At 37.7% G+C, this 17,092-nt stretch carries 14 protein-coding genes; 2 read left to right on the forward strand and 12 right to left on the reverse strand.

Going from position 1 to position 17,092, the window contains the following annotated elements; all coding sequences use genetic code 11:
• Positions 1 to 307: 307 nt before the first annotated feature.
• Positions 308 to 2,032: a glycosyltransferase family protein gene (locus tag AOQ32_RS02940; protein WP_059393520.1), complete on the forward strand. Its 1,725-nt coding sequence runs from the start codon at positions 308 to 310 to the stop codon at positions 2,030 to 2,032.
• A gap of 89 nt (positions 2,033 to 2,121) precedes the next feature.
• Entirely contained in the window at positions 2,122 to 3,456 is a 1,335-nt protein-coding gene (locus AOQ32_RS02945) for a DUF6056 family protein (RefSeq protein ID WP_059393521.1), read from the forward strand.
• A gap of 37 nt (positions 3,457 to 3,493) precedes the next feature.
• Here the strand turns inward: AOQ32_RS02945 and AOQ32_RS02950 are convergent, their stop codons facing one another.
• The 12 genes from AOQ32_RS02950 to AOQ32_RS03005 form a co-directional block, all read right to left on the reverse strand.
• On the reverse strand, positions 3,494 to 3,934 hold the full coding sequence (locus AOQ32_RS02950; RefSeq protein WP_242976711.1) for a GtrA family protein: 441 nt from the start codon (positions 3,932 to 3,934) through the stop codon (positions 3,494 to 3,496).
• Between the two features lie 83 nt (positions 3,935 to 4,017).
• Complete coding sequence (locus tag AOQ32_RS02955) at positions 4,018 to 4,911, reverse strand: glycosyltransferase family 2 protein (protein ID WP_059393522.1); 894 nt, start codon at positions 4,909 to 4,911, stop codon at positions 4,018 to 4,020.
• A gap of 148 nt (positions 4,912 to 5,059) precedes the next feature.
• Complete coding sequence (locus tag AOQ32_RS02960) at positions 5,060 to 6,607, reverse strand: glycosyltransferase family protein (RefSeq protein WP_059393523.1); 1,548 nt, start codon at positions 6,605 to 6,607, stop codon at positions 5,060 to 5,062.
• A 63-nt stretch (positions 6,608 to 6,670) separates the two neighbouring features.
• Complete coding sequence (locus AOQ32_RS02965; protein WP_148666516.1) at positions 6,671 to 8,779, reverse strand: hypothetical protein; 2,109 nt, start codon at positions 8,777 to 8,779, stop codon at positions 6,671 to 6,673.
• Between the two features lie 14 nt (positions 8,780 to 8,793).
• Entirely contained in the window at positions 8,794 to 9,735 is a 942-nt protein-coding gene (locus AOQ32_RS02970) for a glycosyltransferase family 2 protein (RefSeq protein ID WP_059393525.1), read from the reverse strand.
• Between the two features lie 58 nt (positions 9,736 to 9,793).
• Positions 9,794 to 10,984 (reverse strand): UDP-galactopyranose mutase, encoded by a 1,191-nt coding sequence (glf, locus tag AOQ32_RS02975; RefSeq protein ID WP_059393526.1) that lies wholly within the window; start codon positions 10,982 to 10,984, stop codon positions 9,794 to 9,796.
• The gene (locus AOQ32_RS02980) at positions 10,984 to 11,754 is read right to left on the reverse strand and encodes a DUF4422 domain-containing protein (RefSeq protein WP_059393527.1); all 771 of its coding nucleotides are present in this window, start codon (positions 11,752 to 11,754) and stop codon (positions 10,984 to 10,986) included. The genes glf and AOQ32_RS02980 overlap by 1 nt, the downstream gene beginning before the upstream one ends.
• Positions 11,751 to 13,070 (reverse strand): O-antigen ligase family protein, encoded by a 1,320-nt coding sequence (locus AOQ32_RS02985; protein ID WP_242976712.1) that lies wholly within the window; start codon positions 13,068 to 13,070, stop codon positions 11,751 to 11,753. The genes AOQ32_RS02980 and AOQ32_RS02985 overlap by 4 nt, the downstream gene beginning before the upstream one ends.
• Before the next feature lie 83 nt (positions 13,071 to 13,153).
• Positions 13,154 to 13,777, reverse strand: a complete 624-nt coding sequence (locus tag AOQ32_RS02990; RefSeq protein ID WP_059393529.1) for a YveK family protein — start codon at positions 13,775 to 13,777, stop codon at positions 13,154 to 13,156.
• A gap of 34 nt (positions 13,778 to 13,811) precedes the next feature.
• Positions 13,812 to 14,444 carry a sugar transferase gene (locus AOQ32_RS02995; RefSeq protein ID WP_059393530.1) on the reverse strand — a complete coding sequence of 211 codons (633 nt, stop codon included), beginning with the start codon at positions 14,442 to 14,444 and terminating at the stop codon, positions 13,812 to 13,814.
• A 64-nt stretch (positions 14,445 to 14,508) separates the two neighbouring features.
• Positions 14,509 to 15,951 carry a flippase gene (locus AOQ32_RS03000; RefSeq protein WP_059393531.1) on the reverse strand — a complete coding sequence of 481 codons (1,443 nt, stop codon included), beginning with the start codon at positions 15,949 to 15,951 and terminating at the stop codon, positions 14,509 to 14,511.
• A 33-nt stretch (positions 15,952 to 15,984) separates the two neighbouring features.
• Positions 15,985 to 17,025: an acyltransferase gene (locus AOQ32_RS03005; RefSeq protein ID WP_059393532.1), complete on the reverse strand. Its 1,041-nt coding sequence runs from the start codon at positions 17,023 to 17,025 to the stop codon at positions 15,985 to 15,987.
• Positions 17,026 to 17,092 lie beyond the last annotated feature (67 nt).

Genomic DNA, 17,092 nt, shown 5'->3' on the forward strand with positions numbered 1-17,092 from the left:
AAAATAATTAAAAAATAAAGATATCTATATCTTATATAAGTTTTATATATAATCACTAATTGATTGTTCTTTGCTTTTTTATAATTCAATTTCTCGTTTTAATTAATGTCACACTATGTTAAAACTGTACAAATATAACCTATTAAGTTTAAAAATTATTATTGGCAAAATGATATAATATTACTTTGAAAAAAGAAAAACTTTTAACCAAGAGTTATAGTTAAAAGGTTATTTATCAAATTTTATTGTTAGCCAACTTACTTAAAAAAATCAACTAATTTAACTCTAATATCGGAGAACCCTAACCATGCATTTTTTTAACAAAGCACTTTATCCAAAGACTCTTAAAAAGATTTACCAAGAAGTGACACCGTTTTTGATAATGTTCATTCTGGTTGTATTATTTTTGAACACCATTTTATTCAACCCGATTAAATTTCCTTTAGATAGTTATTATCATTTTTCTCGAATACACAACTTATCTGGAAATTTTTTGCAATTCCTTTATCCACAAAATTTCCTTTCATTAGGACAAATCGGTGTGGCAAGTAATGTATTTTATCCCTCACTTGGATTGCAGCTAATTGTCAATTTTTTCCCTTTTATCCATAACTCGCTTCTTTTATATAAGGTAGTCTTGCTAATGATTAACTTTTTATTAGCTGCCACCTTTTATAGCGTTCTACATTTCAAACTCCGCGCTCAACCAACCATTGCGGCCATTTTATCCTTACTATGGTCAGGATCTGTTTTTTCTCTTTTTAACATTGCGGAAGCCACTGCGGCCATCGGAATTCCCTTAATTGTTTATGGGTTATTTAATCACAACGAAAAAAACTCATACAAATACATTGCTATTGGCCTTTCAATATCATGGTCCTCACACATATTATTAAGTACGATTATTTCTTTATTTGTCTTTATCTACTTACTGATTTGCTTTATCACCAATAAGACATCGAAAAAATTTGTCTTCCTATCTTCATTCAAAGCAGTATTTTTTACTTTTCTACTGACGCTAGGAACCCTACTTCCCCTAATTTACATTAGCGCGACAAACAAAATTAAAATGCCAAACATGGGTTATTACCAATTCCAGACCTGGTATATTACCGTTCAATCTTTCTTCACTGAAACGAAATTAATTGTTACCTTTCTTGTCTTGCTTTTCATCATTGCAACCATCATCTTAATTCGAGATATTTTTCTGGGCCAAATTTTATCTCTGATACTAGCCGTTTTCGGAACTAGCGCCGTTACCTGGGAACCCTTTTTCAAACATACATCACTCATTAGCATTCAAATCCCTTACAGGCTCTTCTACTATTTTTTGATTATTTGTCTTGGTTTCACCATTGTTGTGTTTGCCACCTTCCGAAAAAGTTCAACGAATTCCTTTAAAAAAATACTAGCAACCTTTGCCTTCCTTGCCATGACAGTTATCAGCATGACTTTGCAGAAAGATAATTATGCCGATATTGATATCCCCGGTAATTTCGTTGTTGCTACGCCAAGCAAAATTCATCATCACTATATGACCGGTCAGGATGGTTATGGCCTTGACTCTCTCGGGGCTTTCGATCGCGCCTCTGTTCATTCATCCGACACCTGGTATCTAATGAATTATTCAGACTATGTCCCCCAACAGGCACTAGCAAATCAGAACTCCAGCTTTATGCTAAGTGATACTAAGGGTAAACACTTCATCAAACACCAGCTAAAGACAAGCACTGGCCAGTATATTGACACCCACTCGTTCAAAGCAAGCTATAACCAATTATCGTTTGTTTCAACTAAGGACATTGATAGCGATACCATTTATTTGCCTGTTTTAGGTTATCAGCATACGAATATTAGTGTCTTTATCAACCACACTCAAGTTTCATCTTCTATTGAAAATGGACAAATCGCCGTACATCAGCGAATCAACAGTGGTGATCAAATCACGATTAAGCAGTATATGCCTATATGGGAAATTTTGCCATTCATTGTTGTTTTAGCGACGTTGGTATTCCTCTTCTTGCTTCACTGAATTTAATCACTATATTCAGCATTATTAATGATTTTATTGCTATATTATAATAGCTACGTATTTAAACAGTTTTAGGAGAACTATTGCACATGACCAAAAAAAGTAAAATAATCAGTATTATCAGCCTTTCTTTACTGTTTATGTTCTTTTACCTACTGAATTTCCACACCCCTCTTTTTGATGACGATCTCTATATTGGGCAGCATCAAACTTTAATCACTTTGTGGAATCAAGCCTACGCGGATTATTTTCACTGGAACGGCCGAGCTATCGGGCAAACACTTTGGCGAATTTTGGTTTCAAGCAATATTTATATCACAAGCTTGATTATCTCTTTGGGGTCCATCACCACAATTTTCCTCTTAAATCACTTTGGGAAACTCAATCAAAGCTCATCTTACAGTCCCCTTCGCATCGTTTATAGCTTTTCCTTAGTATTACTTTTTGCACCCGTTATTGGTCAAACAATGTTTTGGCGAGCAGGTGCAGGAAACTACCTATTAACAACAACCCTGATTTTATTGTTTATTCTTCCCTATTATCAGTGGTTCCACCAAGGCCAACATCATTTGACCAAATTATCCGCCCTACTCCCTCTATTAGCATTTTTAGCTGGCTGGTCAAATGAAAACACATCAGGCGGTGGTTTATTAATTGTCCTAAGCTACCTATTAGCTGGTCGTTACTTCAAAAAATTATCCTGGTCAAAAATCCAAATTTCAAGCGTTATCACCTACCTCATTGGTTACCTATTTTTGATCTTAGCACCAGGAAATGCAATTCGTACCAAAGCGACCATGCCGCCTTCATGGTTTGAACAATCAACTTTCACGCATTTTAAAAATGGGTTTAAATTAGTAAGTAAAACGCTTTTCCACGATTATAAAATGCTTATTGCTTTAATTCTGATTTTTGCACTTGTGGTGATTTTCCAACGTCAGTTAGAAAATGCGATTGAAGGATTACTATGGTTTGCTGCCGGGCTAGCAGTCCTTTATGCCCTATCCATTTCACCACTAGGACAAGATGGTGGCCGCTCCTTCTTTGGTGGTATCATCTTTATGATTGTTGCCCTATTAAAGCTAAGCACAAGCGCAATCAACCATTATCAAAAGAAGACCCTGGCCTACCTCACAGGTGCAACGTTCCTAGTTTTGCTCACGATGCTTGGCCTATTAAAGGGAGCTATGGGAACACTTGATGCTATAAAAGCTAATCAAGCATTGCAAACACGTTATCAAGAACTTGAAAAGCATCAAGGCAGTGATAAATTAGTTAAAGTTAAGCCTTTAAGTTACTATCCTAAAAAGAGTTTTGCCATCAATTACGGTCTTGAAGAGCTTAGCAATTCGGATCCACACGCATTTCCAAATGAAGGTTACAATTGGCACTATAACCTTAAAAAAGGCATCATTATGAAGTAAAGAAAAAGCACAGCGATTTTCAATCACTGTGCTTTTTTTATTCTTCAATTTTCTTAAAAATATACAGCTTACTCAACACATAATTTGAAATAATCACAAAAATATTTTGAATCCCATTCCAAAGCAAATCATTTTGATGCAAGACCTGAACACCAAACGCTAAAATGAACCACCCGATAACGCCTGTCACAATTCGAGCCAGATAGAATTGCCAAATTTCACGAAACAACCCCTTAGCATCCGTCACCTTCGATTGAAATACCCAAATACGATTAGTGAGGTAAGCAAACAAAACTGCCAAAAACCATGATAAAACATACGATACTGTATATGTCCAATGTAGGTAAGCGGAAAAAATCGAATAGGTGACAACGGAAACTACGAATGTAGCGCCACCAAAGAACAAGTACAGAATAGATTCTCGATATCGATCAAAAATTTTTTTAAAATCAGTTAACACAGTCATTTCCTCAATCATTACTTTCTATTATTAAATCATCAAAAAATAAAGTTAATATAAAAGAACCGTCTAACAATAAAACGGTTCATTACGAATATCATTTATTTCTTATTAGCAAATTCAATGGTTGGGTTAAAGGTCTTACCGGCCTTCATTCCCTTTTTCATGATCGCCAACTTTTCAGCCTTACGCTCCGTGTGAGACAACTTAATCTGCCAATATTCGGCTAATGTACGCAACCGAGCGCGATTCTTTCGATACCAGTCACGCTTACGGATGTAATAGCCTTTATTGCGATACGAATAGAAATAACGTGGTGTCCGTGCCGGGCCATCATTTAATAAACTTGACCCAACATTGGCACCCATTTTATGAGTTACCTTTGCGGATGGTACAAAGTAACCAGGAGCAACACGACCTGCGCGTTCCGTATACTCGATATCATCACCCCAGATGAAGAAGTCAGTAATAGGCAAGCCAATTTCTGCAACAACTGCGCGACGTACCAGTAAAGAAACAAACGTTGCATTCTGCAATTGAACAGGTTCAACCTGGTCTTCTGGAATGACCTTCAAACGGTTCATTGGTGCTGGTTGGTTCATCTTGGCACGGTGACCATCAGTCCAACGAACATCTGAAGCCAAAAAGCCAAAATTAGGTTCTTGATCAGCAAAGGCCAATAAGTTTTGTAGTGTATCAGGGTGAACAACAGTATCGTCATCCATTACCCAAACAAAGTCATCATCCGTCTTTTCCATAAAATGACGAATACCGCGATTAAAACCACCGGCACCACCAAGGTTTTCCTCTAGACGAACATAATCAATTTGATCACCTAATGATTCCAAATATTCCTTTGTATCATTTTCACTAGCATTATCAACAATGATAATGTGGCTTACGGGAACAATTTGTTTTTGTAAACTATCAATTACTTCTTTCAACAATGCAAGTCGGTTGTAAGTAACAACGACTGCTGAAACATTTTGAGCCATGATTTTTCCTTAGTACAATAGATTTCCATTAAAAATTATATCATAGCTAGTTCTCGTGATGAATTAAATTTCACTAAGAGGCTACCTATAACGCTAAAAACAGTTTTCAAATTAATTTTAATTAGAGCATCAATTGAACCTATCGATACTAGCCTTGCTTATTCCTTCGAATCTGGGCAACATAGTTTATTCCCCTTTGCATCCCTAAACTAGCTAGTAGGAATAGAACAGGCAAAAATTGAATTAAGTATCGTGTTCGACCGCCCTCAAAAATTAGCCAAAAGGCAAAGAAGCCAACTGCACTGATTTTAAGGAACAGTCCCCAGAGTGATTGATCAAAAATACTGCCCAATATCAAAACAAGGGCTATAATCCAAAAAATTTGTTGAACGGTCCTAAAATCGAACTTTCCTTCCGTTGCAATGCCATTCTTTTCCAAGAAATAATGCCTTGGGAAAGTTTTTTCTAGTTGCTCATTGTTTGGATGAAATGCCTTTAAGTAATACACTTCATGACCCCATGCCATTGAGCCGTCAGCAGAATTTTTAATTTGCTTATGAATTAAAAACTTTTCATAGCCAAGAATGCCACCCTGGTTAATAAAACGTTCCTTAATCAATCGCAATGAAGCTTTGTTTCGTGCTTCTGGATCCTTAATATTAGCTGAATTAAACATGTCGGTGACATTATAATCACCATCACCAGTAATCCCCATCGCCGCGAAATGCGACATTGGCAGTGCTTGCCGTGTATCAACCTTAACAATGCCATTATGGTGATACAAATACTCTTTCATCAAAACAGAGCCAATACCTAAAAAGGCAATTGAAATCGCAAGCATTATACCGGCAGATTTAAGTTTGATTTGCCCATTCCTTGTTACTATTAAAAGGACAACAACGAATAAAATGGCAATCAACAGAACCATTAATGATGGCTTTAGTAAATATGACAGTAGTAACTCAAAGCCCAATAAAAGTCCAAAGAGATAGAATCGCTTCTTTTGCTGAAATTCAATTGCCCGAACTACGGTATACAGTATGCCAGCTGTTAAGAAAAACGATAAAGTATCAGAATACGGAATAACAAAAAAAGGAACACACGTAAACAACACAAGTGTAAGCACGAAAGTTAGCTTTGCCACCAGTGGGCTGGTAAATTTTTTAGCTAATTTCCAAATTAAATACGTACCAAAATCGACAATAGCAACGTTAGCGATATTCAGTGCATACATAAAATATTCAAACGATGGGCGCCCTAATAAGTGGAAATAAATACTTTCGAGCTTAAGCAACATCGTGTTATTGGGATTAACCGACAAGTAATTTGGCCAGGGCCATCCTAATTTGGCCGTTGTCGCACGTTGAACTAAAAACATCCAATCCCAGGTACTGGTCCCTGACAATAGGAACACACATACTAATTGCCACAATAGGACGAGCGCAATAATGACGACCCAAGTTATTTTATGTGAAAATATTGCCTTACAGAAATTGACACTTTTTTGCCAAGCATTATAGAAAAAATGACGCAAAATCAGTAGCAAAACTAGCAGTAGGATTAAGAAATTAACCGCCTTTACAAAGCTTAAACTAACCCCATTAATATTTTCAGGTAATAGCGCGATTGCGCCTACCAAGCTAATAGTAATTAAAACGGAAAAAATGATATTGATAAATGTTTTTGTTATTTTCATAATTTAATTATATATTACTAATAAAAACCGTGTTGAAAAATTCACAACACGGTTTTTAAAATGTTAATGAATTTGTTGACGTCGCTTGATTGCTAGCGCAATCAAAAGCAAAGCAACAAAAATTAAGTGTAAGAAGGTATAAACGTATCGATTAATCCAAGTAGTATCATGATGATCGGTAAAGCTAAAGATTGCATTTAATCCCTTAACATTTTTCTGATTCATTTTGACATTTGGTCCCTGTAAATTAGTCGTTTTCAAATTTTGAAGGACATCTGTTTTAACCGGATAAGTGCTAATATTTTCAATTTTCAAACGATAGTCACCAACTGGATATTGACCAGGATAACTACTCCAAGACTGCTTTAAGTTTAAGGTCCATGATTGGTGCTTATCAGTTCGAATCAGTGTAACTTTCAATTGGTCAAGTTGTTCTTTACTCAACTTTGAAAAATCGATATTCAAATTATTAGATGGACTCTTTAAACTAAAGGTTTCTGTCTCAACAGTTGTTTTTCCAGGAATCGTAACAAGTTCATCACCATTTTCCGTATATAGAGAAAATCCGGAATTATAAACAAAACCATCACGACTAACCCTATCATTGGCACGCGAGAATGAAACCAAGAAACTTGCCATGAGCAAGACCAGACTTAATAATACGAATTTATTAGTAACCCGTTGAACGGTTTCCTGCCGCTTTTTAAGCAATCCAAACAGCAATTGCATGCCGATTGCTGCTAATAACAAAAGGAATGGCAACATTGGTAAAGCATAACGGTCGCGGACTTCCCATAGCAAAATATGGAAAGTAAAAATACCAACAATGCTAAATGCAGAAAAAATCGTTAAATTCAAAATTCTTGGATCAATTGTTTTTCTGTTTTTCAAAACATTGATAACGGCCAACATTGCTAAAGCTAATAACAAGATATAAATTGGTTGGAATAAATTACCGATAAACTCTAAAAATGGTGTTGATTCCCACTCATATTGCAACAATGGTCGATTTATCTGTAATCCGCCCATATCTTCATTTGAATAGGCCAATGAGAACATAAATGCAATTTTTTTGATTGCATGCTTTGGTACTCCCAAAACACCCAATTCTTTAATACGATGCTTTAATTCATCTGTGATGAGTTTTGCACGTTCCTTTTTAGGGAAATTACTATACAAGAATGAATCAGGGCCGTCAATTTGACCTGCCGTATGTGGATTCCACGACATGTTCACGTAGCGAACAGAAGGCGTGACCATTGTTGGCTTCGATTGAAAACCTTCAACCTTTTGAAAATGATGAAACGATACTGTTCCCAAAAGTGAAAAGAACACACCCAGAATGATTAAGCCACTTTTTAATTTAAAATTGAATTGCTTACTAAATAAAATCGTCAATAATAACGCAATTAAAATAATGACCGAATTTTGCCGGATAGTCACTGCTATCCCAAGCATCAACATCAAGGCGGTGCCGTGAAGCCACTTTGATTTAGCGGACTCATTCGATAGCAATCGAATCAAACTGCCAATAACACCCATCATTAATGCGATTGCCACAACATCATTATAGGGAAAGACCGCATACATGAACCACGGAATATAAAATAGTGCAATAAACATAAAAATTGTGCTTAATACACGATTTACTAATCTAAGTGAACGACTTAGATAGATAATTCCTAAGTCAAGCATTAACATCTGAATCCATGGCAATATTGGCGCATAATGCGTAACACCAAGCCAGTGGAACGGTGTTAACAAATAGCTCCACCACAACGTAACGTTGACATTATTCGGATAGGTATAAAAGTAGTTATACCATTGATGGTTGCCTTCAATTAAGCGGGCAGCCATTGTCGTAACATAGCCTGTGTCCGTATAAACTGGACGTACAAATGTCAATAAAAAGACCAATTGGGCTAGTATGGCCAAGACCAAGAAAAGAATATAATAAATTTTTCTTTGCTTAACACTAACCTTTCGAGCTACATAAAAGCCAAAAAACAAAATAGCTAAGCTCGCTCCGAGACGATAAAACCCGCTTAAAAAACCACCGGTACTACCATCTACTAAATTGAGTGGATATAGAAAAATTGCACTCGCTGTAATTAGTGTAATCGCAATTAATGCAAACGATAGTATAAGATTATGAACGCTTAACTTACGCATAGTTACCCTTAAATTTATTTTTCTTCTTTGGCAATATAAATTGGCCGGTTCTTTGTTTCCATAAAGATAGCTGCAATATAACGGCCGATAATACCAAGGCTCAACATTTGAATACCGCCGATGAAGAGGATAATAGTTACCATCGATGGCCAGCCAGCAACAGAGCTATTTGAAATCAAAGCTCGAATGACAATAAAGATTCCTGCTACGATTGAAGCACCAAAGGACAGTAAACCTAGGAAGGTCACGATTGTCAATGGCATCGTTGAAAAAGAAACAATTCCTTCGATAGCATATTTTGTTAGCTTCCAAAATGACCAAGAAGTTGTTCCAGCAACACGCTCTCGATTTTCATATGGAATATACTTTGTTTTAAAGCCAACCCAGGTAAAAATTCCCTTTGAAAAACGCTGATTTTCAGACAGCGACAGGATGGCATTGACCATTTGTCTGGTCATTACCCGATAATCACGGGCACCATCAACCAAATGAGTCTGTGATACTTTGTTCATCCACTTATAAAACTGTGCGGAGAACCATGACCGCAGCTTAGCCTCTCCCTTACGATCAGCACGCCGAGTACCGACGGCATCATATTCTCCACTTTGAACTTCTGCTAACATCTGTGGCAACAACTCAGGCGGATCCTGAAGGTCAACATCCATTACCGCGACATAGTCCCCCTTTGCTTGTTGCAAACCAGCGTAAAGTCCCGCCTCTTTGCCAAAATTACGCGAAAAAGAAACATAGTGAACATTGCTATCCTGGTTGGCTAAATCGCGCAAGATTGGCAATGTTTTATCGGTTGAACCATCGTCAATAAAATGAAAATCAATCGTTGCTTCAACTTCTGGCTTAATTTTTTGAATGGCATCGTAAAAAATTTGAATTGTATCTTCTTCGTTATGAACCGGCACAATAAGTGATAATACCGTTGGTTGGTCCTTGATGTCCATCGTGCTCTCCCTTTTAAAACAAATATGTATGGTTGCCAAAACTAAGGCAACCTCTTTTTTACTTTACTTCGTCGTGCGCAAAGTTAAAGTCATCTGCCACACCAAATTCTTGACGAACAGTGTTAAAGGCATCATTGAAGACCTGGTCCATATCAAAGTAACGATACTTACCCAAACGACCACCAAAGAGTACTTCAGGTGCTTCTTCACGAGCAGCCTTCACGTATTGCTTGTACAATTCAGTGTTCTTATCATCGTTAACTGGGTAGTAAGCTTCCTTCGTGCGATCCCAGTCTTGTGGGTATTCACGCGTAATAATCGTCTTACCTTCGTCTGCCAAACCATCAAAGTGACGCCATTCCATTTGACGCGTATATGGTGTTTCAGCATCCGTATAGTTAATAACGGCATTGCCTTGATAGTTATCAGAGTCAATTGTTTCGCTTTCAAAGCGCAATGAACGGTATTCCAATTCACCAAACTTGTAATTGAAGAACTGATCAATCATTCCCGTGTAAAGAACACGTGGGAATTCTGCCATAAATTCATCCTTGTGATCGAAGAAATCAGTATCAGTCAAAACATCAATCAAGCCGTTTGAACGTTCAACCATGTTCTCAAAAATTTGAGTATAACCACCAACAGGAATTCCTTGGTAACGGTGGTTAAAGTAGTTGTTATCGTAAATAAAGCGAACTGGCAAACGCTTGATAATGAACGCTGGTAATTCGGTTGCCTTACGACCCCACTGCTTTTCGGTATAACCCTTAATCAAAGCTTGGTAAATGTCTGTTCCAATCAATGAAATAGCTTGTTCTTCCAAGTTACGTGGTTGACGATCGCCCAATTCCTTCAAAGCAGCAGACTTTTGTTCTTCAATCTTAGCCTTCGCTTCGTCAGGTGTCTTTGTTCCCCACATCTGGTAGAAAGTATTCATGTTAAATGGCAAGTTAAAGAGCTTACCATTATAATTGGCAACAACTTGGTTTTGGAAGTTGTTAAATTCCGCGAAGTTCTGCACGTAATCCCAAACTTCCTTGTTATCAGTGTGGAAGATATGAGCGCCAAAATCGTGAACAGTGATGCCGTTTTCAACGTGTGTATGTGTGTTTCCACCAATAAATGAACGCTTTTCAACAACTAAAGAGCGCTTACCACGCTTTGCCGCTTCGTAAGCGAAAGTCATCCCGAAGGGACCAGCACCAACGATTAAATAATCATAATTCTTTGTATTAAACTTATTTGCCATTAGAAATGTACCTTTTTCTTAGAATTTGGAAGAAACTTCCGTTTCAAAAACTGCGTGCCCTTATCAAGCCAATTTGTCTTTTCAAGACTAATCACAGGAACTTCCGTAAAGGAATAGTTCCGAGTATTCAGCCAAGTATCCATTAGCCGTTCTGACAAGAAACCAAAAACGCGGGCATCTTGACCATGTAATGTGGATAAGTTCACTTTTTCTTGCACTTTTCCCAAAACACCGAAAACAAACTTTGCATAATCGTCAAAAGCTTCTTTTTTCATGATAAACATGTTAAATAGATGAGCCTTTGTCGATTGCTCCATCCGTTGGAAGCCAGGATAGAAGTCTGCGTAATCCTCTTGAATGACCTTTTCCATTATCTCATAAGGCTCGTGTGCATGGGCGTGAAGATAATGATTACGCTGATTTTCAATGTAGTAATTTCGCTCTTTGGGTAAAATCACATCATGTTGGCGCAACAAGTCTTCAATATCATGTTGATTTAGTCGTTTAGCGTAGTCATGTCCACCTTTTTGTCCCAAATAACGGCGGTAGTGAACCAAGCCAACTGCATCTTCTTCAGAATTTTTCCACATCCAATAAATACCAGTTAATTCATTGAAATTTGGGTTTTTAGTCGAAATGTTTTCGCCTTGATCATCACGTTGATAACCAGTGGGAATTTCTTCTCTCAAAGATGAACCAACCATCAAAGGTTGATAAAGGCTATCCTGAGGCATTTCATATGGTTTATGTGTTGCAATATAGACTTTCATTGCTGGAGTTCCTCCTCCAAGCGCATAATATGTTTCCGATAAAAGAAGAACATAAGCAAATATGGCCACAGAAAGACCTGAATAACGAAAATAGATGAAAAAGCTGCCAAAACAACCATGGTGATGAACGAAATAATCAAGCCACGGTGCCAGGCCATCTGTTCTTCATTCAAATTCAGCCGTGGTAGTCGATACTTCACCAAAAAAGTTCGAGCTAACAAGCGGAACAACAGCCAGATGGCCGGAACCATAATAATGAGTCCAAAAGAAGCAAACCATCCCAGAAAATCAGAAAGATTTGGGTAACCAAACTGTGAATAAACATGTTGGAACTCGAAATTATCTGTCGTCGACAATGGGACATTTTGAAGTATGAAGTATGAAGTAAATCCATAACCAACTCCAAAAATTGGATGCGTTAAGAATGTTAATGCCAAAGCAATCGTACCGCCCAGTCGATTATCCGTTCCCTGCTTAGCAAAGAGGAACTGATTTAGCGTATTGTGTATGACACCAACCTTTAAATAGGCCACTGCTAGCAAAATAACGCCAATCGCTGCTAACCAGACTAAAGTCCAACGCAGCCTCTTGTTTGCCCAAAATGCCCACAAAAGGTAAGCAATCCCCGCAGTTAAAATTCCAGTGGTTGTCTTCGCTAAAAAGAGAATCATAATGATAACAAAGGCAAAGACAACATTTAAAAATTGATCCGTCCCTTTTTTCTTTGTCCAAGACCAAAACTTTTGACCCGTTGCTGTTAATCCAATCAAAATTGGTAAGTAGACAACACCAAGTAGGTTAGCCAAGAAGGCTGCTTCCGGTTCAAAACCGTTTACTCGGCCTTCCGTCGTAACGTAAGAGCCGTTGGCATAGAAGTTATAACCAGCATGGGTCCGCCAATGCCGCTCAAAAAGATGAGCAATTTCATTAACGTAATGATGAAAAAAGGAAATATTGAAAGTTACGGTAATTTGTGGAAGAACAGTTAGTAATAAATAAAAAATCAAACCAATTAAGCCTGATTTTAAAAATGCTCGTTCATCTTGTTCCGTGATAATCGTTAACTGAATGATGGCCCAAGCAACATAGACCGTTACCGTCCAACCTGCGAGGATAATACCCGAATGAATGATTCCAGTTGTTAGAATTGTTTCACCAGTTGTACCATACGACCAGGCCATCACAAGTAACTGAACTATCCAAAAAAAGCCAGTTAAGTAGATTGCCGTTTTTGAAGGAACAATTGACTTTAACCGGTTTGGATACCGATATAGCTGCAACAGAATCATTACCAGAAAGACTGGAAAGGCCACCATAGCAACTGTTTCAGCTAACGCATTCGTATAATTTTTAGAAAAAAATGTAATTGGTAAGAGAAAATTAACCATAATTCCTCAAATTATCCTTGTTTCTTTGCTTCATGATAATTCTTACGAATACCTGATACCATAATTGCAAATACAGAAAGTACCAGTCCAAAGACGGCACCGAAAACAGTTAACTTCTTTGCATTCTTCAAAGAAGAACGGGTTACATCTGATCCAGTCGCCTTTGACAGTGTGTCAGGCTTTCCCATATCCGGGTACAACGTTGGTCCGACCTCTGCAAATGTTTCTGCATAGACGTTTGCTAATGTCTTTGCCCGATACGTTGTCGATCCAGAAGCTTGGAATGACAACGTCAGAGTATCTGTTGGGTTCTGAACTTTAACAGCTTCGTTGATATCGTCCTTACTCATTTGAAACGGCAATGCCTTTTGTACGGCAGAAACCACTGCATCATCTTGAGCGATTTTTTCATAAGTAGGCACCAGCGCCTTATCAGCTAGGAATCGAGCGTTGGGGTCACGTACATCCGTATTATTCTTAGCAATCAAAACCGTACGGCTAGCAGAATAATTTGTAATAACCTTGCCAGACTTGGCATACACAAAGCCTGCACCAGCAAAAAGCACGACACACAAGACAATTAACCAAGCAAAATGCCAAAAGCGTTTAGCTAAATCAGTTAATGAAAATTCCATTTTAATTTCTCCTCGTTGGAAAATATTGTTTTATTTAAAAGGCTCCATCGCCCTTGAAAATCGCAACCACTGTTAAAAACATAATTTTAAAGTCCAACCCTAAATTAGCACGGTCAACATAATCGAGCTCAATTTCAGCTCGTTCTGGGTAACCAATATTTGACCGTCCGGAAGCTTGCCAAAGGCCAAAAACACCCGGCTTTACAGACAAAAATTTTTGAATCCGTTGTTCGTCGCCGTATTCAACTAATTCACTTTCAACCACAGGCCGTGGACCAATGATTGACATATTCCCAATTAAAGTATTCCAGAATTGTGGCAATTCATCAAGTGATGTTTTACGCAAAACCGCCCCGATTTTTGTAATCCGAGGATCCTCTTTAGTTGGCAATTTATAACCATTATCAACAAATTTTTGATATAACTGGCTATCTGATTTAAGAATTTGATCAGCATTGTCAACCATGGATTGAAACTTATAAATTTTAAAATGCTTACCACCCTGACCGACACGGTCTTGAGCATAAAAAACATGACTGGTTCCCTTGCTAAGCTTAATAATCACTGCAATTACCAAAAAAATCGGTGAAAACACAATTAAAGCCACAAAGGAAACAACAATATCTAAAATTCGTTTGGGAAGGCGATAAAACAGGAACTGTTTCAAAACCCCATCCTCCAATATTTATAATTTAGTGCACAACAATATTCATTATACCAGAATCGCCCTATTAGCGGAAGGAACGCCAATTCAATAACCGCTTCAAAATAGGTGCTCGAAGAATAATGAGTACTAGCAAGTAGACAAAGCCACCAATAACCGCTTCAATTAATGTGCTTTTGATGCCAATACCGTGATGGTCAACAAAGTATAGCACTGCAAAATACATCGCCAATCCGGCCAACAGATAGCGCCAGAGTCCAACAAAATGAGCCCGGACCTTCATATCGTTTCTTGTCACAAATAACTGATAGGCAATAACGGCGAATTCCGAAATAGCTGTCGCTAATGCCGCCCCTTCAACACCCCAAATAAAAATCAAAAAGAAATTCAGAAAAACGTTTAAAACAGCGCCGAAAGTTACTGACCAAGTATAATCACTCAGGCGTTTCGTAGGAATTAAAAATTGATTACCGATAACATTCGACCAACCAATGAAAACGATGATTGGTGTCAGTAAAACAAGAGCAGAGCCAACATCACCCCATGACTTTCCTAAAAACCAAAGCATTGCTGTTGGTCCAACTGCCGCAATTCCAAAGGCAAGTGGCACGGCAATCGCTGAAACGAAATCCATCGAAGCATGAATCGCCTTTTTCATTTTGGCGTGTTCTCCCGCTGCATAGTGTGCCGACATGCGAGGCAACATCACCATACCAACGGAAGTAACAAGGGCTAAGCAGACCTTAATAATTTTATCGGCATTATCATAAATTCCAGACGATGCCGTTGCGCCAGTGATAAATGGCAACATCGTCTTATTCAACTGCAAATAAATTTGGGTAGCAATCGTTGGCAAGAACATCATAAAGACTGGATGCCAGTGCGATTTTAGGTCCAGATCTTTCAATTTTGGCCAACGGAACTTTCCAATCAAATAGAACCACATCGAAAGATTGCCAAAAACCTGTGACAATGCTAACAACAGAATATAAGCGCCAATATCAGTTGGTTTTTTGACCAAAACAAAAATCAAAACAGTCATCGCCAACTTGATCATCATGTTTCGTAAAACAGTTTTTTTGAAATCCTCCAGGCCAATAAAATACCAAGAAATATCAAAAATACCGGAGAAAATCACCCAAATTTGATACCAGAGAAATAACCCATTTTGGTGAATTCGATGATTAAAAGCACCACCCGCATAAATAAAAGCCACATAGAGGACTAGTGCAATGATACCAGCGATAAAATGGATAGTTTGAATTTCCCAGAATTTCTTTTGTCTGAGTGATTCATTTTCATGAACATAAGCAATTTCACGCGAACCATAAGTAACAATACCCAAACTAGCAATCAATAAAAAGTATGTGACCAATGAATTTGTCCATGAAGCGATTCCGACCCCATTTTTACCAAGCACACGGGCCAAGTACGGCAAAGTAATGATTGGGGCAATAATATTTAGCAACTGGTAGGCCGCATTATAGAGATAATTTTTTGCAACTTGCATAAGCTAAGAAACTCGCTTTCAGAACTGACCGTCTTAAACAGTTCGACGGAGATATGGGATTTTTTGAATAGCCTTCACTAAAAGTGTAACTACTAACCAAACGACAATAGGCATTACTAACAAATGCCAAAAGGAATCTTGTGCTAAATGAAATTGTACTTCAAGTGTTTCAACGAAAAAATAATGAAGAACATAGACTCCTAACGAAGCTGATGAACCAGCTCGTAACCATCTTTGAACTTTTGGACTAGGGTTCCACTGGCTGAAATGATGTTGAAAAAAAACAAAGACCGTAGCAGACCAGGTCATTCCAAAAATCCCCCAAATACTGTATGTTTGTCGCTGAAACTCACCAAAATGTTTCGACAACACCAAAGCCAATCCAATCATGATTAAAACAGATAGCATTCCTGCCAAATATAGCAAATGCCGTTGTCGATCAGCTAAGGGATAATGTTGGAGGTACCAGCCTAAAACAAAGAGACCGATAGATCCGGCAACACCTACACTAATTCCACCCGAAAAAGAGGAATCATCCTGATTTCGCAACTGGTAATAGTAACCAATTAACCCAACCACAATAATATTTAAAACCAACAGGTACTGTACTAAAGCCTTCTGGTTGACAGTTACAATTTTAGTCAAAAGTGGCGCTGATAGATAGAAACCAATAATAATGTAAAAGTACCAAAAGATGGGCTGAACGGTACCATGCATAAAGCCATTTAACAAACGTGCATATGTGTTAACATTCAACCACGAATAGTGGTTATATTGAACATTATTATAGATAAACCAAATAACTGTCCAAAAAACAAATGGAATAGCTACACGCCTGAAACGTTTTTTAAAAAAAGTACGTGTATCTTCCCGGTTGCGATAGTCTAAAATGTTTGTACCAGAAATCATAAAAAAAAGCGGTACAGCGAAAATAAAGAAAACTTGAATAAATACACTTAAATACCAACGGTCACCGCCATTATTTGTAAACGCAAAAGATGATCCATGTAACATTACCACCGCAAAAGTAGCTAAAATGTTTAACAAGTCCATATAAAAATAACGTCTTTTCATTAGTCAATCCTTACCATACTACATTATTCAAAGCCAATATTAAGTTAAATCTAAAATTCACCAATAC

Origin of the sequence: Fructobacillus tropaeoli, from assembly GCF_001047135.2 — a bacterium.
Classification (GTDB): Bacteria; Bacillota; Bacilli; order Lactobacillales; family Lactobacillaceae; genus Fructobacillus; species Fructobacillus tropaeoli.